Source organism: Peijinzhouia sedimentorum (genome assembly GCF_049340005.1).
Lineage (GTDB): Bacteria > Bacteroidota > Bacteroidia > Cytophagales > Cyclobacteriaceae > CAXBDP01.
In genome coordinates, this window is record NZ_JBMPIY010000003.1 from 233,534 (window position 1) to 250,182 (window position 16,649).

The 16,649-nt window shown below is 38.2% G+C and carries 15 protein-coding genes; 14 read left to right on the top strand and 1 reads right to left on the bottom strand.

What is annotated here, in order from left to right:
- Positions 1–390: 390 nt before the first annotated feature.
- The 5 genes from ACOXY8_RS06605 (at position 391) to ACOXY8_RS06625 (ending at position 4,579) form a co-directional block, all read left to right on the top strand.
- Positions 391–1,212, top strand: coding sequence for a DUF4221 family protein (locus ACOXY8_RS06605; RefSeq protein ID WP_458330769.1), 822 nt, complete (start codon positions 391–393; stop codon positions 1,210–1,212).
- Entirely contained in the window at positions 1,136–1,444 is a 309-nt protein-coding gene (locus ACOXY8_RS06610) for a hypothetical protein (RefSeq protein WP_458330770.1), read from the top strand. Before ACOXY8_RS06605 ends, ACOXY8_RS06610 begins: the two co-directional genes overlap by 77 nt.
- A 360-nt stretch (positions 1,445–1,804) precedes the next feature.
- Positions 1,805–1,954 (top strand): AAA family ATPase, encoded by a 150-nt coding sequence (locus ACOXY8_RS06615; protein WP_458330771.1) that lies wholly within the window; start codon positions 1,805–1,807, stop codon positions 1,952–1,954.
- Positions 1,955–2,335: 381 nt separating this feature from the next.
- The gene (locus ACOXY8_RS06620; RefSeq protein WP_458330772.1) at positions 2,336–3,445 is read left to right on the top strand and encodes a BF3164 family lipoprotein; all 1,110 of its coding nucleotides are present in this window, start codon (positions 2,336–2,338) and stop codon (positions 3,443–3,445) included.
- A gap of 114 nt (positions 3,446–3,559) precedes the next feature.
- Positions 3,560–4,579: a BF3164 family lipoprotein gene (locus ACOXY8_RS06625; RefSeq protein ID WP_458330773.1), complete on the top strand. Its 1,020-nt coding sequence runs from the start codon at positions 3,560–3,562 to the stop codon at positions 4,577–4,579.
- Between the two features lie 7 nt (positions 4,580–4,586).
- On the opposite strand, the gene ACOXY8_RS06630 is transcribed toward ACOXY8_RS06625, so the two are convergent.
- Entirely contained in the window at positions 4,587–5,042 is a 456-nt protein-coding gene (locus ACOXY8_RS06630; protein ID WP_458330774.1) for a GNAT family N-acetyltransferase, read from the bottom strand.
- Between the two features lie 213 nt (positions 5,043–5,255).
- Between ACOXY8_RS06630 and ACOXY8_RS06635 the strand changes: the two genes are divergently transcribed.
- The 9 genes from ACOXY8_RS06635 (at position 5,256) to mrdA (ending at position 16,649) form a co-directional block, all read left to right on the top strand.
- Positions 5,256–6,545, top strand: coding sequence for a peptidoglycan DD-metalloendopeptidase family protein (locus tag ACOXY8_RS06635; RefSeq protein WP_458330775.1), 1,290 nt, complete (start codon positions 5,256–5,258; stop codon positions 6,543–6,545).
- A 61-nt stretch (positions 6,546–6,606) separates the two neighbouring features.
- Positions 6,607–8,922, top strand: coding sequence for a patatin-like phospholipase family protein (locus tag ACOXY8_RS06640; protein WP_458330776.1), 2,316 nt, complete (start codon positions 6,607–6,609; stop codon positions 8,920–8,922).
- 377 nt (positions 8,923–9,299) lie between these two features.
- Positions 9,300–10,178: a geranylgeranylglycerol-phosphate geranylgeranyltransferase gene (locus tag ACOXY8_RS06645; protein ID WP_458330777.1), complete on the top strand. Its 879-nt coding sequence runs from the start codon at positions 9,300–9,302 to the stop codon at positions 10,176–10,178.
- A gap of 34 nt (positions 10,179–10,212) precedes the next feature.
- Positions 10,213–10,785 carry a phosphoribosylglycinamide formyltransferase gene (gene purN, locus ACOXY8_RS06650; RefSeq protein ID WP_458330778.1) on the top strand — a complete coding sequence of 191 codons (573 nt, stop codon included), beginning with the start codon at positions 10,213–10,215 and terminating at the stop codon, positions 10,783–10,785.
- A 34-nt stretch (positions 10,786–10,819) separates the two neighbouring features.
- A complete protein-coding gene (gene purH / locus ACOXY8_RS06655; protein WP_458330779.1) occupies positions 10,820–12,346 on the top strand; it encodes a bifunctional phosphoribosylaminoimidazolecarboxamide formyltransferase/IMP cyclohydrolase in 1,527 nt (508 codons plus the stop codon).
- A 98-nt stretch (positions 12,347–12,444) separates the two neighbouring features.
- Entirely contained in the window at positions 12,445–13,473 is a 1,029-nt protein-coding gene (locus ACOXY8_RS06660) for a rod shape-determining protein (RefSeq protein ID WP_458330780.1), read from the top strand.
- An 8-nt stretch (positions 13,474–13,481) separates the two neighbouring features.
- Positions 13,482–14,330 (top strand): rod shape-determining protein MreC, encoded by an 849-nt coding sequence (gene mreC, locus ACOXY8_RS06665; RefSeq protein ID WP_458330781.1) that lies wholly within the window; start codon positions 13,482–13,484, stop codon positions 14,328–14,330.
- Positions 14,320–14,838 carry a Rod shape-determining protein MreD gene (locus ACOXY8_RS06670; protein WP_458330782.1) on the top strand — a complete coding sequence of 173 codons (519 nt, stop codon included), beginning with the start codon at positions 14,320–14,322 and terminating at the stop codon, positions 14,836–14,838. The genes mreC and ACOXY8_RS06670 overlap by 11 nt, the downstream gene beginning before the upstream one ends.
- Entirely contained in the window at positions 14,838–16,649 is a 1,812-nt protein-coding gene (gene mrdA / locus ACOXY8_RS06675; protein WP_458330783.1) for a penicillin-binding protein 2, read from the top strand. Before ACOXY8_RS06670 ends, mrdA begins: the two co-directional genes overlap by 1 nt.

Consider the following 16,649-nt stretch of genomic DNA (forward strand, 5'->3'; position numbering starts at 1 on the left):
TTAAGGCGATTCTAAAAAAATACTTCATAATTTGATTTGAGAACTATCCATTGTTCAAAGCAGATCTTTAAAATAGAAATAGCTATTTTTCATCTACTCAATAATTAAATTATTGATATAAAGCGCTTAAATCCTTTTGCTAAAATAATTTCCAATTTTGAAAAAGAATTTATCAAAATTTATAAACTATCTACTAAAGAACTTGCATATTAATTCATTAATTTATTTAACCTTCCTAAGTAAAGCTGAAATTTTAAGTAACATAGACCCAAATTTTCTATGCATCCTCATCAATTAAATATATCCTTTAAGTCAATTTTAGCATGTATCTTCCTATTAAGTTTCTTCTCTTGCTCTTCCAATTCTGATAATAGCATCAAGTATGAATTTGTGAAATCAGGCACTTTTCAGCTGGAAATTGACACATTAACTGGCGCAGACTATAGTTATATTAAAGTTGATAATCATCCAGAAATTGAAAAGAGGAAAATTTATCTCTTCAATAAAAAAATCAATAGGCTCTATACCTACAATGCCCAAAGCGGAAAAATTGAAAAGTGGGTTGATTTTCCTAGGGATGGACCAGAAGGCACCAGAAATGTATCAAGTTTTGCCCTTACTGATAGCGATACAATTTTGCTACTTTCCAACCAAAGGTCACTCCTTACGATTTATACTAAAGGCGCAAAATTCATTGACAGATTAGATTTTGGTCAACATGGATTTACCAATATTTTTGACCAACCTAGCCAAGATTTAGGATTAATAAACAACAAGGTAATCGCTAATATATCAGGAGACCGATTAGCTTATGAAAGTGGTGTTGAATATCCGCCGAGTTCCTTTTTAACCTATGACCTACAAGCTGATACCTTAGAAATCATACTCCCTTATCCGAAAATCTATGAAAAAGCTATCTGGGGATATAATTTGTCAATTATCATGAATTATTTCGATCATAATAGTCAACTTTTTTGGTATAGTTACCCTATTGATGATTCCGTTTATTCGCTTGATAAGGATTTTAATATTAAGTCCTACTATGCAGGCGTAAATCATGCTGATAGCAGAGTACCACTAACCAATCCTTCAGGCAAGCCTTCACCAAGTAGTATTGAGGAAATAAGAATTTTTTTTGGACAAATGGCTTATCATCAGGTATTCACGGATCGTACTGGGAATATCTACCAGAGTAATAAGAAAAGGAATTAGTGAAGAAGATTGGGAAAGCGATGATCCCATAAAATCAAGAGTACCCGAGTTTGAAATACTAATTGCCAATCAGGATAATGAAGTTTTAGGGGTATTTCCATTGGAACACAATACTTATCAAATGCTTTATCCTTTTGGTGATAAAATCCTCTCCTTAAGAAAAAGTGCTCAACAAGAATCTGAAAATCATATCACTTTTGATGTGTATGAGTTTAGGGAAAGCGCATTGTAATAAACTGAAAATTGGTGTTTAAAAATTCAATAAGCAACAATCACCCATTCATCCACCATACATCGCATAGTGCTCCTGTGTTGTTCCTATTGAACTTTTTAATTACAGGAAACGCCTCGCAGTATTTTTAAAATATACCAAAACATTATCTGCAGTTTATGATTGAAGAGATATTCATTATACTCCGAAACAGGAAAATAAACCAACCTCAAAATGCTTTCTACAAAAACTACTCACTGGAAAATCTAATTGGAAAGTCTGAAAGCCTTGCTCGAACAAGGCAATCCGCAAAACCTTTTTCTATAATCAATTAAGCGTAAAATATTCTGTTCTGTAACCGCTCCAAAATACGGTGATTTTATGGTGGACGACAGCTATGTATTTGAAGTGGGTGCTGCTTCCCAATCCAATGAACAAATCAGAGGCGTTCCCAATGCCTACTTGGCACTGGATATAGCGGGAGGAAACAACAACAGAATTCCTTTGTGGTTGTTTGGTATGCTGTATTGAGTGTGAGTCAAGCATAAATAGAAGGGTTTGATTTTATAATTTTATTACCTTCCTCTGACAGGCCAAAGCCTATTTGAGTTAAGCAAATAATGCTTAAAATCCCTTATATTTCATTAATAAGCATCTTGCTATTTAGTTAGGGACAATAGCCTCTATACCATAATCTGTTACAAGAATTTCAAATATTGTATTGATTGAACTGAAAATCTCTCATGCAAATTATGTTCTTAATTGTTAAACTAAATTTAATGTTTTAGATTGTAACTGATTAGGTGATTCATAGGAGTAGGAAGCGCAAAAAATTTAATATACAACTACAGTTGGAGAAGCAAACCCTGGTCTGGTGGTTTATTCTTTACCGATAAATTAACTAGCAAATAGATGAATACAGAAAAAACTGATTTCTCCATTCGCTCCTTAATAAAAACTCTGCTTTTTGGAGTACTAATCATCTCCTGCGATAATTCTTCATCAGAAACAAAATTTTCAAGGGAGGTCATAATCAATGAGAGAGCTGATTTCGAGAAAGTCAATATACAATTAAAAACTACTGTATTTGAACAATTCCTCAAGCCAACCAAAATCACTCATACAGATGATTATATTGTAGTGAGTGACCGTGCAACCCCAAAACTAATGCACTTGATTCGTAAGAGTGATTTAACATACCTTGGGCAGTTTGGTGGCATTGGCCAAGGCCCAAAAGAAGTTTCATTAGTTTTTGATTTTAAAAGACCATTAAGACCAAACGAAATTATTGTCAACTCTATTGGCGATAGGAGAATTGCCTTTTTTGATCTCTCAAATCCTAAAATTAAAGAAAGCAATGAATTAAACATTCAACCAGATAGCATCTTGCAATATGCTTTTATAAATTCTGAAATAGTATATTTTGAGTTTTCAAATCAGAATTCATTTATATCAACACCAATAACAAAAAAAGAAAAATTTCATGAAATTGATATCGCCTCTCATGAAACCGTAAATTCTTGGGGAACTTGGGAGGGTATGTTAGAAGATCCTAAAACACCATCCTCAATTACAATTAGTGTTTTCCAAGGTCAATTAAAAACAAATAAGATTAGATCAAAATTTGGATATGCTACCCTCTATTGGGATTTTATTGAAATTCTTGATTTAGATGACAATTCTTGGTTGAGGCTAGTTGGGCCAGACAATTTGGATCATAATTACTCCATAGATTATAGCCCAGGTTATCCAATGCATTCCATAGGAGAAGGGAACAAACTTGGCTATATTGATTTGTTTTTAGGATCTGAGTTGATTTTTGGCTTGTATAGTGGCATGCCAGATCGAGGAGCTCATGGAAGAGAGATAATTATCTTTGATTATAAAGGTAAGCCAGTTAAAATAATAGCGTTTGACAAGCCGGTTGATAGTTTCAATGTAGATGAAGCTAATCAGAAAATTTACTTACTTTCTAGAGAAGGTGAAAATACAGGAATTGGTGTTTATGATTATGATTTTTAAAAAAGCTCTATAACGTAAGATGAAGCACCACCTCAATATCAATTGGATATATTTAAAAAATTGAAAATCAACAACTTAAATATTTTATGGCTATTTCTAATATGTAGTACCATATTGACATGTAACAATCCAAGCAATGAAGACGAAAAACCCTTCACAAGAAAAGATATCACCAATAACTTTGCGCTCAAGGGTAAACAAATTTACTTTGAGGAAATATACTTTCCATCGCACATTACACAAACAAAGGATTTTATCGTTGTAAAGGACCGAAAGACAGATCCTGAACTTAATCTAATAAATAAACAAACACTTCAGTTTGTACGCCAAAAAGGGAAACAAGGAATGGGGCCTAAAGAAATCGGTCCTATATTTTCTTTTCTTCATTCCGATAATGATCAACAGATAATTGGTAAGTCATTGAGTCAAGGAAGGGTTGGTTTTTTCGATGCAAATAGTTCACAAATGGAGGCAGATTCAATAGTAGAATATTCAAAATATACAAATGAGTCTATTCTATTTGAAATAGAGTCAGATTCAACTCTAATTGGTGTTTCCTCTTATTTGCCAGAGAAGTTTATAAGGATAAACCTAAACCAACGAAAAGTAACAAAATCATGGGAAACGTGGGAGATGATGCTTGATGATCCCAGAGAAATTCCACTCCATGTTTATTCTTCCATATTTCAAGGTAGTTTTCGCACTAATAAGCACAGAAAGCGATTTGGTTATTCTACTCTATATATGGATTTGATTGAAATACTAGATACTCAAACTGACAAGATCCTAAGTATTAGAGGGCCAGATAATATAAAACATGAATTTGAAGTCGATTATTCAGCAGGCTATGGAATGCACTATATCCCTATGGATAAAATGACCTTTGGTTATGTTGATTTTCAATTTGGAGAAAACCTAATCTATGCCTTATATGCCAACCAACAGAGTCGACCAATGGGAAATGAGATTATTGTATTCGACTTTGAGGGAAATCCAATTTGTGCATTTCAATTAGATATCCCCTTACAATACCTAATTGTTGACGAAGTGAATGAAAAAATTTATGGCCTCAACAATTTTGATCAAGAGCCATGCATCGTTGAATACAAATACGATAAAAACGCAATTCAATAAGCAACAATTACCCCTTCATCCACTCATACATCGCATAGTGCTCCTGTGTCATTCCTATGGAGTCATATACTTTTTGGGCGGCGGTATTGGTTTTGTCTACATACAGGCGAAGTCCTCTTAGTTCGCTTTGCATCACATGTTCCTTAAGGTGAAGATACATCTGCTTAAAAACTCCTTGCCCTCTGAAGGCTGGCAACACATACACAGACTGTATCCACCAAACAGTGCCATTGCGCCAATCGCTCCATTCGTATGTAATCATCAATGAGGCCACTACATTTCCATCCTGCTCGGCTACATAGTACAAGCCCTTGTTACTATCTTCAAACACAGCTTTTACGCCGGCGGTCAGTACATCCTCCCGCAATTCCAACTTCTCAGTTTCCCAAGCCATTTTTTGTTGGAAATCAGCAATAATGCCTACTTCGGATTTATCAGCTCTACGTATTTTTAGTTTTACCATCGATTAATCAAAATTATTTTATTGCCCTTTCAAGGTCATCAAATTTACAGATCAAACGGGAACCTTCAAATTTCCCTATAAAAGCCTCCTCTTTTAATTAAAATAAGGCTATTTGCCCAATTGATTGTCTCTCATCGTTTCATTGCCCTGGATTTTTGCATATATTAAGCCCCAGAAAAGGAAAACATAAAAGGTCACTCAAAAAATTAACAGATGAACAAGAAAATAATAGGCGTGGTTGCCTGCTTAGCCGTGGTTGGGCTATGGTATTTTTTTGGCAATCCAGCTTCCTCAGATGAAGCTTCGGAGCTAAACGAATTGGAAACAGACATAATGGAAGCCTCTGTGGTGGAGAGCAATTTCATTTATGGTTTTGCGGAAAATGCTTATCATATAGTAGAAGGCACCATCAAGCGCAATCAAAATCTATCTCACATCCTTACCGAATACAATGTAAACTATAGCGTTATCGATCAGATCGCACGCAAGAGTAAGGATATATTCGATGTACGGAAACTCGCAGTTGACAAAAAATACATCCTCCTTTGCGATAAGGATTCCCTCAATGCCAAATACTTCATCTACGAACCCAACTCTACCGAATATGTAGTGTATGAGCTGGAAGGTGATTTGAATATAAATTACGAGGTAAAAGAAATTGAAACGGTGGTAAAAACCATCTCAGGCGTAATAAAGCCTAATTCATCGGTATATAATGTGATGCTTGAAGAAGGTGGAACAACAAAACTGGTGGATGATTTTGCTGATATTTATGGTTGGAAATTAGATTTTGGTTCGATCCAAAAAGACGATTACTTCCGTGTAGTATATGAAGAAATGCGGGTGGAAGGAGAAGTAATTGGAACGGGCCGAATTATCTCTGCTGAAATGAATCATTGGGGCTCACCTATGTATGCTTACAGCTACGACCAAGGAGATGGCGAAGACTATTTTGACGAAGAAGGCAATAGTTTAAAAAAGGCCTTTCTTCGCTATCCGGTAAACTTCAGTAGAATAAGCTCAAGATATAACCCACGCAGATTTCACCCTGTCGCCAAAGTATATAGAGCACACCTCGGCACCGACTTCGCAGCACCCACAGGCACACCTATCAAAGCTGCTGCTGATGGAGTGGTAGAAGCTGCGGCATACACTAGCGCCAATGGCAATTATGTCAAAATCAAACATAACGCAACGTATACCACAGGCTACCTCCACATGTCAAAACGTGCTGCCGGACTCAAAGCCGGTCAAAGAGTAAAACAAGGACAAGTAATTGGCTATGTAGGAAGCACTGGTTTAGCTACAGGTCCACACCTTTGCTATAGATTTTGGAAAAATGGCACTCAAATAGATGCGCTCAAAGTCGATCTCCCTCCTGAAAACCCCATTACTGCTGAGCATAAAGCAGAATATGAAAAATCCATGATTAGTCAAAGAGTTGCATTAGATGCAATCAAAGTAAAAACTGAAAAAGTAGCTATTGCATCAAATAAAAATTGACTTTAATTCCCTATATTTAAGGGTTTTATAAAAAAATTTTTAACCTCTGCTTTACTCAATTATGCTTGGAAAAAAAATCGCACTATTCGTATGTGTTATTTGTTTGTTCGTACAAAATAATGCCAATGCTCAGGAAGTTGGCTTGGTATTTAGTGGAGGAGGCGCAAAAGGTCTAGCGCACCTTGGAGTAATAAAAGCCTTCGAAGAAAATGAAATTCCAATCGACTATATCACGGGTACTTCGATGGGTGCCATCATTGGAGCGATGTATGCGGCAGGCTATTCTCCAGAGCAAATGGAGGAAATTGTTTACTCCCAAGATTTCCAGAATTGGGTGAAGGGAAAGGCTTTAGATGTCTACGATTTTTCAAGTATTCAAAAGCTGAATGATCCCTCGTGGGTGAGTATTGATGTCGCTTTAGACTCCGCCTTCAATGCTATTTTTAGTCCTAACCTTTCTAGCGATTTAGCCATCAATTTTGCTTTGATGGAGATGCTTGCTCCTGCATCGGTCAAGTCTCAAGAAAATTTCGATAATCTGATGGTGCCTCTACGGATAAATGCCGCAGATGTATTTACACAAAAGCAGATTATAATAGAAGGAGCTCCGCTGCATAAAGCTGCCCGCTCTTCCATGACGGTTCCATTCTTTTTTCGTCCCATACGAGTAGGCGATATGCTCCTATTTGATGGCGGCATGTACAATAACTTCCCTGTTGACGTAATGGAGCAGCAATTCAATCCAGAATATATTATTGGAGTGAATGTAGCAGTAAAAAAATACCAAGAATATCCTTATGGCAAAAACGACCGAAAACTGCTTAATCAAGATTTGATATTTATGTTTTTGGATAAGACTGACAGCACTGAAATGATTGGCAAAGGATTATTTCTAGAGCCAAACTTGGAAGGCTATTCTGCACTTGATTTTGACAAAGTACATGCACTTGTGGATAGTGGCTACAATGCAGCCATAAGAGCAATGCCTGAGATAAAGAGAAATGTTCAGACGCGACAAACCAAAACGGATATTATTAACAAGCGTAGAGAATTCAAAAATGGAACACCTTCTTTAGTAATAGACAAGGTAAACGTAGTTGGGTATAATAGAGCTCAAACAAAATACTTAAGTAAATTATTAACTGATGTATCAGGCAATCAGTCATCAATTGATGATGTACGGAAAGCATACTATCAATTATTGGCCAATGATATTTTCAAAGACATTGTACCAGACCTTAAGTACAATGAGCAAACGAAATTTTACGACTTTGAAATAGAAGGCACACCAAATGACCGTGTGAAAGTAGATGTTGGTGGCAATATTGGCTCAAAGCGAGTAAGTTCTCTCTATTTTGCTCTGCGCTACAGTAGCTTACAAAATACCCTAAATACCTATGGTGTCAATTTATATACTGGTCGATTCTACCAATCCGTAAGTATCAATGCTCGCAAAACCTTCTCCCCACGGTCGCTAGCTTATGTTGAGCCTATTTATACGTACAACCATTGGGATTATCTCAACTCAACTAATGTAGTGTTTGGCAAAAACCCTGTGGGAGCGCTCGATCAAGTAGATCAGTTTTTGGGTATCAATGCGGGAATCGCTATTGGAAATGACACACGCCTAACTAGCCGAATTGGCTATTTCAATAATAGCGACAGATTCAATAATGATTTAGGCTCTGCTAGAACGGATAGCTTGGATAGGTTCAAAATGACCGGCTTTAGAATTGGAGCGCAGCAATTGAACAATAGTTTCAATAGGAAGCAATACGCAAGCAAAGGCCGCAAATTAGAATACGGACTTGACTTATTCGTCGGTAACGAAACCTTAGAACCATTTGGAGCATTCGATGCTGGAGTGCAATTTGAAGAAACCAGCAGAAGTTGGGTGAGAGCTTCAATAAGTATGGAGCAGTTCTTTTTTGAAGATAGAAAAGTAAGAATTGGCTATATGGCTCAATGGGTACATTCCACCCAGCCAGCATTCTTCAGTTATGTTTCTAGTTTGGCCAATTCGCCTGGTTTTTATCCTCTGCAAGATAGCCGCACATTGTTTTTGACCAAATTTAGAGCGCCTGCGTTTGTAGCGGGAGGGATCAAAAATATCTATGAGCTTGGCAAAAACCTTGATTTTCGCTTAGAAGCGTATGGCTTTGTGCCTTACAGAACTATCGTTGAGCGCCCAAACAACCGTGCAGCTATTGATGCCGGCTTTAGCAAAATGCAGATAGCCGCTGCTGCAACTATGGTGTTTCATAGCCCGGTTGGCCCAATTGCACTTTCTTACAATCACTACGACGATCCATTCAATCAAAAAGGATTGTTCTTGCACATTGGGTATATCCTGTTCAATAGCCGCTCTTTGCAATAGCGTTTTAAAATATAGATTAGGGGCCGCCCAAAACTGTTCAAACATATTCTTTTCCCACAAGGAGGGAGAAGATTTGCGTAATTGCACAGAGAATTAATTTTCTCTGCGCACTCATGTGTCTTCTCCCTGTGGTATTATGCGTCTAATTTCTTCTTTTTTCAAAATCAGTCTGATTACAAATCCGCCTTATCCGTTTTCACATTTCAAATGTCAAACAGTTAGTGATGCCATTCCGAAAAATCACTTCTTTTACAAAAATCGATAGTTTAGATTAAGGATTATACCTGCATGTTGGGTATATACTCTTCAATAACCGTAATTTGCAACAGCACTCTAACTTTGTGGTTAAAAGCGGACTTATATAAGCATTCAAAAATATGATTAGCGCCAAGCAGTCCAAATCCTCCCGCTTCTTATTCAAAGACTTTTTGAAGCTGATCAGGCTGCCAAACTTACTTATCGTATTTCTTGCACAGTTTATGGCTGCCTATTTCTTAATTGATGCACATGGCACCTTACTAGCCTATTTTGCCGATACTCAACTTTGGTTGTTGATTATCTCTACACTGCTTATTACTGCTGCCGGCTATATCATCAACGATTATTACGATGTCAAAATTGACTTCATCAACAAACCAGACCGCGTACTTGTAGGGAATAGTTTCAAGCGAAGAGTTGCTCTTTTGTTACATTCTATATTCAATTTGGTGGCTGTGGCCATCGGTTTTGCCCTTAGCTACACCATCGGACTCATCAACTTGATTGCAACATTTTGCCTTTGGTTATATTCTAATCAACTCAAAAGATTACCACTAGTTGGTAATCTGATGGTGGCTATTCTTACTGGCGCATCCATAGCTTTGGTAGGAGTACTGTATGGAAAAAATGAGTTTTTGGTAAATACCTATGCGCTATTTTCGATGGGTATCACGCTCATCAGGGAGATCGTAAAAGACATGGAAGATTTGAAGGGCGACTCTACGCACGGTTGCAAAACCTTGCCTATTATCTGGGGTTATCGCAAAACGAAAAACCTCATTTACTTCATTTCATTTTTATTCGTGACAAGTCTGTTTTATCTAGCTACGCTCTTGGCCAACACTATTTTAATTTACTATTTCTTATTCCTATCTCCCGTTTTCATTTTTTTCATCTACAAGCTCTATTACGCCGATACAACCAAAGGATATCTATTTTTAAGTAATTACTGCAAAATGATTATGCTTTCTGGCATTTTAAGCATGATATTCTTTTAGGCTTATTACTTTTGCTACTCATTCTCGCCATTTCATGAAAAATATTGCTGTTTTTGCATCTGGTTCGGGCACCAATGCCCAAAATTTGATTGAGTATTTTCGGACGCATCCCACTATTCGGGTAAAGCTTGTAGTATGCAATAAACGTGATGCAGGAGTAATAGCTCGTGCAGAAAATTTGAATGTGCCAGTAAGCCTAATCAACAAAAATGAACTTGTAAGCGGTGAGGCATTATTAAGTACACTCAAGCAAAATCAAATAGATACTATTGTGCTTGCAGGCTTTCTTTTGCTTATTCCACCATATTTGGTACAGGCATTTCCCGATCGAATTATCAATATACATCCGGCACTTTTACCCAAATTTGGTGGCAAAGGAATGTATGGCGCCAAAGTGCATGAATCGGTAATTGCAACAGGCGAAATTGAGTCGGGCATCACCATTCATTTAGTGAATGAGCGATACGATGAAGGCACAATTCTCTTCCAAGCCAAATGTGAATTGGCATCAGATGAAACTCCGGATTCACTAGCGCAAAAAATACATGCCTTAGAGTACAAACATTACCCAAAAGTGATTGAAAATTACCTTCTAAACCAGCTATAATTTTCTACTTTTGTAAATCCAGAAAAACCTCGTCATGTCTTCAAAAAAAATTTCCTCAGCACTTATCTCTGTTTTTTATAAAGATGGACTTGCTCCATTAGTTGAATTACTTAACAGTCAAGGCGTTACCATTTACTCTACGGGTGGTACCCAAAGTTTCATCGAAAGTTTAGGCATTACCGTAGTTCCGGTAGAAGATCTTACCGAGTATCCATCCATTTTTGGCGGGAGGGTAAAAACGCTCCATCCCAAAATATTTGGTGGTATTCTTCATCGCAGGGATAATGAATCGGATTTACAACAAGCTGCGGAATATCAAATTCCAGCAATTGATTTGGTCATTGTAGATTTATATCCATTCGAAGAAACCGTAGCAAGTGGTGCCTCAGAAAGCGAGATTATTGAGAAAATTGACATTGGAGGTATTTCTCTTATTCGTGCTGCTGCTAAAAACTTCAAAGACACGCTAATTGTATCACATCGTGATCAATATGAAAACACACTTGCCCTTCTCACGGAAGGAAATGGTGAAACTACTTTAGCACAGCGTCAGCGTTTTGCGGCAGAAGCATTTAATATCAGCTCACATTACGACACGGCCATCTTCCAGTATTTTAACAGAATTCAGAACATATCTTCGTTCAAACAAAGTATTCGCGAAGGGAAATCATTGAGATATGGCGAAAATCCACACCAGCAGGGCGTGTTTTTTGGTCCATTGGATGAAATGTTCACACAGCTTAATGGCAAGGAACTGTCGTACAATAATTTAGTAGATGTAGATGCAGCCGTGAATCTAATAGAGGAGTTTGAGGGCGAAAAAGCATTTGCCATTTTGAAACACACAAATGCATGCGGTTGCGCCATTGGTAACACCGTAGCTGATGCTTATAAAAAAGCCTTCGAAGCAGATACCATTTCTGCGTTTGGGGGCGTTCTGATAAGCAATAGTACAATTGACTTGGAAGCTGCGGAAGCCATGAATTCCTTGTTTTTCGAAATCCTAATTGCTCCCGACTTTACGGAAGAGGCTATTGAGCTTTTGAAAACCAAGAAAAACAGAATTCTGCTTAAGCAACTTAAGGGTCTAGAAGGGAAAGTGATGTTCAAAAACCTACTTAATGGAGTAATTCAACAGGACAGGGATTTGAAGACAGATGCCGCGGCTGATTTGAAAACAGTAACTAATAGAGCTCCTTCGAACCAAGAAATTGAGTCGATGGTATTTGCTTCCAAAGTTGCTAAACATACCAAGTCAAATACTATCGTGCTTGCAATCGATGGCCAATTATTGGCAAGTGGAGTAGGGCAAACCTCCCGCGTAGATGCTTTGAAGCAAGCCATAGACAAAGCGAAGGCTTTTAATTTGAGCTTAGATGGAGCTGTGATGGCGTCAGATGCTTTTTTCCCTTTTCCAGATTGTGTTGAAATTGCACATAAGGCGGGAATCAAAGCGGTGATACAGCCAGGAGGCTCAATTCGCGATCAGGATTCGATAGACTACTGCGACCAAAATGGCATGGCCATGGTGGTAACAGGAACAAGACACTTTAAACACTAATTAAATTCTTTAATTAGCTCGTTTAGAGCCAATTTTATTATTAATTTTCTAACTTGACAAACACAACATTCACCTTGCAAATAGGGAGCTTTTTATAAATGGGAATTTTTGATTTTTTCACCAGCGATATTGCAATTGACTTAGGTACAGCAAATACGCTTATTATATATAAAGATAAAGTGGTGGTAGATGAGCCATCCATTATTGCTATTGATAAAACCACAAATAAGGTAATTGCAATTGGCCATCAAGCCATGCAAATGCACGAAAAAACGCATGAGAATATAAAAACTATTCGGCCATTGAAAGATGGTGTAATTGCGGATTTCCACGCTGCAGAACATATGATTCGTGGTATGATCAAAATGATCCATGGAAAAGGTGGCAGTATGCTGCCAAAATCTCACCGCATGGTGATATGTATTCCATCGGGCATTACTGAAGTTGAAAAACGTGCTGTGCGTGACTCCGCTGAGCATGCTGGTGCCAAAGAAGTATATATGATTCACGAGCCTATTGCCGCAGCATTGGGCATAGGTATTGACATTGAGCAACCAATCGGTTCCATGATTGTGGATATCGGAGGTGGTACAACAGAAATCGCTGTAATTGCGCTTTCTGGTATTGTCTGCGATCAGTCTATACGAGTGGCGGGCGACACCTTCAATAGAGATATATTGGACTACATGCGTCGCCAACATAATTTGTTGATAGGAGAGAGATCTGCCGAGAAAATCAAAATATCAGTTGGCTCTGCTCTTACGGAATTGGACGAGCCTCCAGAAGATTACGAGATACGCGGGAGGGATTTGATGACAGGTATTCCAAAGGTTATTAAAATCTCTTATTCTGAGATTGCTTTTGCTTTAGATAAATCAGTTTCCAAAATCGAAGAAGCCGTGCTCAAAGCATTGGAGATTTCTCCACCAGAGTTGTCTGCCGATATTTACGACAATGGAATTCACCTAACAGGTGGTGGTGCCATGCTTCGTGGACTAGACAAAAGACTTGCCATGAAAACCAAATTGCCAATACACATTGCAGAAGATCCGCTAAGGGCTGTGGTGAGAGGCACTGGACTTTCATTGAAAAACTTAGATAATTTTAAATCAGTATTGATGTCCTAAGCTAATACATGCGAACCCTACTCCTATTTATTTTCAGGATTCGGGCCTTCCTTTTATTTGTGGCCTTTGAAGCCCTTTGCTTCTGGTTAATTTTTACGAACAACCCTTATCAAAGTGCCGCTTTCTTCAATTCCTCAAACGAGATGGCGGCTACCTTGCTAAGTTACTCCAGCGATGCTACAGAGTACCTAAACTTAGCTGAGCAAAATCAGATATTGAATCAAGAAAATGCGATCCTTAAAGCGAAGCTTGCCAATATTGAACTGCTCTCGGATATCAATAAGGACACAACTATCCTGTCGGGCTTTGGACTGAGCGATTCGGTATATTATTATATTCCCGCTAAGGTGATAAACCAAAGCCTCCGCAATACACAAAATTACCTTACTATCGATAAGGGTTCTAATCACGGTATTGAGGAAGGAATGGGCGTAATTAGTAGCGATGGTGTTGTGGGCAGAGTCAAAGTTGTTGGTAGGAATTTCTCTACCATCACCTCAGTGTTGCATAGAGAAGTACTTACTTCATCAGTAATTCAAAGCAATAATAGCATCGGTAGCGTGCAATGGAGCGGCCAAGACCCTACAATTGCAAAGCTACTATATATCCCGAGGCATATAATTATCACTCCAGGCGATGCAGTGGTTACTTCTGGCTTTAGCACCGTTTATCCTCCCGCCATTCCAGTGGGTAATATTATCGACAAAGAAATTCGTGGTGATGCAACTTATTACGATATCAATATTCGCTTAAGCACAGATTTTACAAGCCTCAAATGGGTTTATGTGATTGGCAATAAAATGAAAGTGGAAAAAGATTCAATAGAAAATATAACTCTCGACATTAGTGAGCAATAGAATACTTGTAGGTCAGATCGCCAATTTCCTGCTATTCATACTTCTGCAAGTATTGATATTCAAAAACATGTCCTTGTTTGGTGTTGCTTTCGTATTTCCGTATTTAGTTTTTCTACTACTCGTTCCATTGGAGGCATCTTCCATTCTAATGGTTCTTTTAGGTTTTGCGGCAGGATTGGTAGTAGATATTTTTTATGATACACTAGGAATTCATGCTGCTGCATCTGTGTTGCTTGGATATGTGCGAGCAGGCTGGCTTCGTATTATAACTCCAGCGGGAGGTTACGAAACCGTAACCATTCCCAAAGTACAAGACACTGGCCTTTCGTGGTTTTTGGCGTATGCTTTCCCATTGATTTTTGTACATCAATTGGCTATATTTTATCTTGAAGCAGGAGGTTTTACCTTTTGGTGGATCACGCTTAACAAGGTTTTTTGGAGCACATTGCTCACAGGAACATTGGTAATTTTATTGCAATATCTATTTTTTAGTAAAAAGAAATTATAATGAATGATAATCGTAAATTCCTCATTCAAGGATTCTTTGTCTTGGTTGGGCTTATATTTATTATTCGTCTGTTTATGCTTCAAGTAGTTGACAAAAACTATAAGGCAATGGCAGATAGTAACGTAATACAGCGGGTGGATGAATTCCCTTACCGTGGACTTATGTTCGATCGCAATGGCGAATTACTTGTCATTAATAATCCTGTTTTTGATTTAATGGTAACGCCCCTTGAAGTAAATAAGCTTGATACTGCTTTCTTTTGCGAATTAGTAAAAATAGATCGTGAAACCTTCGACACCAAAATGAAGGAAGCGAAAGAATATTCACGTTTGAAGCCCTCCGTTTTTATCAAACAGCTTCCTCTTGAAGAATTTGCTCGCATACAAGATTACTTGGTTGATTTTCCCGGCTTCTTTATCAATGCCCGTTCGGTACGCTCCTATCCACATAATGTAATGTCACATGGACTTGGTTACTTGGCCGAAATCGACCGACAAAGATTGGATAGAGACACCACAAAATATTACAAAAAGGCCGATTATGTAGGAATGAGCGGCCTAGAATATAGCTATGAAGATGTGCTGCGAGGTAAGCGCGGAGTCAAATTCAAATTGGTAAACGTGCGTGGAGTTGACAAAGGCTCATTCAAGCAAGGTGAATTTGATACACTTCCATTTCCAGGTGATAATATTCAAACCACTTTAGACCTCGAATTACAAGTCTATGCAGAAAAGCTAATGGAGGGAAAAATTGGTAGCATTGTAGCCTTGGAACCAGGAACAGGAGAAATCCTCTCGATGGTATCCGCTCCTACTTATGATCCAAATTTGCTTTCTGGCAGAGCATTCGGCAATAATTATATGGATCTCTTAAATGATTCATTAAAGCCATTATTCAATAGACCTATTATGGCGGATGTCTATCCTCCGGGCTCAATTTTCAAAATGTTTCAAGGGCTTGTAGCCATGGAAGAAGGAGTGATAACTCCAGACACTAGAATATTTTGCAATAGAGGAATCATCGCCTGCCATGGCTCTCATACCAATGAAGATTTAGCAGGTGCAATCAAGCATTCCTGCAATCCCTATTTCCATCAAGTATTCCGCCTGATTGTAAACCAAAATGAATCTAGCAATACCTACAAGGACACAGAAATTGGTCTTGAAAAATGGAGAAACCATATGCTAAGTTTTGGTCTTGGTCAGCCATTGGGTGTGGATTTGCCAAATGAAAAAGCGGGAAGGTTGCCTGGCCCAGGATTATACAATCGAATTTATGGTGAAGGCCGTTGGAGATTTTCTACCATTTACTCGCTTAGTATCGGCCAAGGTGAGTTAGGCGTATCTCCAATGCAAATGGCAAATTTGGCAGCTATATTAGCCAATAGAGGTTATTACTACACCCCGCACATGGTAAAAGGCATCGGAGAGGATAATTTTGTGCCTGAAGAATTTACCACACCACATTACACAACTGTGAGCGCAGAGCATTACGAAACGGTAATCGACGCAATGTGGCGAGTTGTCAATGAGGATGGTGGAACAGGTTTTCGTGCACGAATTGAAGGTGTAGAAGTTTGCGGCAAAACAGGAACAAGCCAAAACCCAAGAGGAGAGGATCACTCAGTTTTTATCGCCTTTGCACCAAGAGAAAATCCAAAAATTGCTGTATCGGTATATGTAGAAAATTCCGGGCAAGGAGCAAGAGCTGCCGCCTCGATTGCTGGCTTAGTGATTGAAAAATATCTCAAAAGAGAAGTCACTAGAAAGAATATAGAAGAGTACGCATTGGCAAATCATTTTATCTATTGA